The organism is Micromonospora sp. NPDC049799 (assembly GCF_040656655.1).
Lineage (GTDB): Bacteria > Actinomycetota > Actinomycetes > Mycobacteriales > Micromonosporaceae > Micromonospora.
Window position 1 is genome coordinate 1 of record NZ_JBFAMU010000614.1, and the last position, 2,647, is coordinate 2,647.

General features: G+C 73.3%; 4 protein-coding genes. 2 read left to right on the forward strand and 2 right to left on the reverse strand.

Going from position 1 to position 2,647, the window contains the following annotated elements:
• Together AB0I76_RS27230 and AB0I76_RS27235 are read right to left on the reverse strand one after the other, a co-directional pair.
• Positions 1-557 (reverse strand): PH domain-containing protein (locus AB0I76_RS27230; RefSeq protein WP_357041187.1); only part of this gene is annotated, 557 nt, incomplete at its 3' end.
• Between the two features lie 22 nt (positions 558-579).
• A complete protein-coding gene (locus AB0I76_RS27235) occupies positions 580-810 on the reverse strand; it encodes a hypothetical protein (RefSeq protein WP_357041190.1) in 231 nt (76 codons plus the stop codon).
• A gap of 292 nt (positions 811-1,102) precedes the next feature.
• Between AB0I76_RS27235 and AB0I76_RS27240 the strand changes: the two genes are divergently transcribed.
• A complete protein-coding gene (locus tag AB0I76_RS27240) occupies positions 1,103-2,209 on the forward strand; it encodes a MoxR family ATPase (protein ID WP_357041193.1) in 1,107 nt (368 codons plus the stop codon).
• On the forward strand, positions 2,188-2,647 hold a 460-nt coding region (locus AB0I76_RS27245), incomplete at its 3' end, for a DUF58 domain-containing protein (protein ID WP_357041197.1). The genes AB0I76_RS27240 and AB0I76_RS27245, both read left to right, overlap by 22 nt.

Below are 2,647 nucleotides of genomic sequence, written 5' to 3' on the forward strand. Positions count from 1 at the left end.
GCTGCACTCCCCGTTGGGCGGGGCCGACCCGCTGGCCGAGCGGCGGCTGCGGCAGGGGTTACGTGCCCTCGCGCGGGGCGCAGCCCGGGCACCCGGGCGTCGCTGGCCGCCGCCGCGGTGTGCAGTTGGACGGTCGCCAGGTTGAAGGCGCGCTCCAGCGGGCTGGCGCTGACGTCGACGAACTGCATGCGTGAGTACGGCACGATCGAGAGCCGGCGCACCAGCAACCCGTGCCGGACCAGCAGGTCGTCCTCGCGCTCGGCGTACCCCCAGGCGTGGACGGCCCGCACGATGGTGACCACCCGCAGGCAGCCGAACAGCAGCACCACGGCGAGCGCGGCCCCGAACAGGCCGCTGCCGCTGACCACCCAGCCGACGGCCAGCACCACCACGACGACGAGCAGCCCCGCGGCCAGGCGCAGCAGCTCCACCCAGATCAGGTCCCGCGAGATGGGCTGCCACCGGACGGTGTCCGGCCAGGGGTCGAGGGGGCCCGCCGGAGACGGGGCGACGTCGGGCGCCGGGTGGGGCGACCCGGCGACGTCCTCGCCACTCACCGTGGGAATCCGTTGTGCGCGCTCACGAGTCGAGAGTAGGCGATCCGGTCACCGGTTCGACCTCCCGCAGGAAGCCCCGGGCGTCCAGGAAGTCACCGAGGGAGGCCCGGTGGTCGGCGCAGGCCAGCCAGACCTTGCGGCGGTCGGGATCGTGGAGCCGGGGGTTGTTCCACCGCAGCTCCCACCGCGCGGGAGCGCGGCAACCCCGGGCGGAGCAGGTCAGCGTGGCACCGGCGGGAAACGGGTCGGACATCCCAACCAGTCTACGGACGCGCGGAGGCGGTCGGACGGCGGCACGGGTGACGCGGCAACTGCCGGTGAACGGGGGGCCGCGAGAAAGTTAGCGCCGGGCGGCCACGGGGGGAGCCGCCCGGCGACGGGTGAATCGTACACGCGGCGGGGCGGTCCCTGTCCAGCCGTTGACGGCGATTCGATGAAGCGGACGGCGCGCCCGAAATCGGGTTCTCCCCGCCTCGGCACTCAGCCGGGCATGCGAGTCTTGATACGCACCACGCCGCGACGACCGATCATGCTGTGGAGGACCGGTGGCCCAGCCGACCATGCCCGACGCTCCGACCCCGAACGGGGCCGGCCCGGAGACACCCGCCCCGGCGACCACGCCGGCGGAGGACGCGACGCTGCTGGAGCGGGCGCTGTTCGAGATCAAGCGGGTGATCGTCGGCCAGGACCGGATGGTGGAGCGGATGTTCGTCGCGCTGCTCGCCCGGGGACACTGCCTCCTGGAGGGCGTCCCCGGCGTGGCCAAGACGCTCGCCGTGGAGACCCTCGCCAAGGTCGTCGGCGGTTCCTTCGCCCGGGTGCAGTTCACTCCCGACCTCGTCCCGGCCGACATCATGGGCACCCGGATCTACCGGCAGTCCAGCGAGAAGTTCGACGTCGAGCTGGGCCCGGTCTTCGTCAACTTCCTGCTCGCCGACGAGATCAACCGCGCACCGGCCAAGGTGCAGTCGGCACTGCTCGAGGTGATGAGCGAGGGCCAGGTCTCCATCGGCGGCGAGACCCACCGGGTGCCGCGACCGTTCCTCGTGATGGCGACGCAGAACCCGATCGAGCAGGAGGGCGTCTACCCGCTGCCGGAGGCGCAGCGGGACCGGTTCCTCATGAAGATCGTCGTCGGCTATCCCACCGACGCCGAGGAGCGGGAGATCGTCTACCGGATGGGCGTCGCCCCGCCCGAGCCGACGCGGGTGTTCACCACCACCGACCTGACCGCCCTGCAGCACAAGGCCGACCAGGTCTTCGTGCACAACGCGCTGGTCGACTACGCGGTCCGGCTGGTGCTGGCCACCCGGGCTCCGGCCGAGCACGGCATGCCGGACGTCGCCCAGCTCATCCAGTACGGCGCCAGCCCCCGCGCCTCGCTCGGCCTGGTCCGGGCCACCCGCGCACTGGCCCTGCTGCGCGGGCGTGACTACGCCCTGCCGCAGGACGTGCAGGACATCGCCCCGGACATCTTGCGGCACCGGCTGGTGCTCAGTTACGACGCGCTCGCCGACGACGTGCCCGCCGACCACGTCGTGCACCGGGTGATGTCGACCATTCCGCTGCCCTCCGTCGCACCCCGGCAGCAGTCCAGCCCCACGCCGACCACCGCGCCGCCCGGCGCCGGTTGGCCCGGGCAGCGGCCGTGACCCCACCCATCCGTCGGCCCGCCGACGTTTCCCACGACCGCACCGAGGCGGTCCTGTCCCGCCTGCAACTCCTGGTCACCCGCAAGCTCGACGGCCTGCTCCAGGGCGACTACGCCGGCCTGCTGCCGGGACCGGGCAGCGAGGCGGGGGAGTCCCGCGAGTACCGCCCCGGCGACGACGTACGCCGGATGGACTGGCCGGTCACCGCCCGCACGACGATGCCGCACGTCCGGCGTACGGTGGCCGACCGCGAGCTGGAGACGTGGCTCGCGGTCGACCTGTCGGCGAGCCTGGACTTCGGCACCGGCCAGTGGCTCAAGCGCGACGTGGTGGTGGCCGCCGCCGCCGCGCTGACCCACCTGACCGTGCGGGGCGGCAACCGGATCGGTCGGCGGCGGTCACCGCGAAACCGGAGTTCGGATCGTCCGCCGCCGCCGC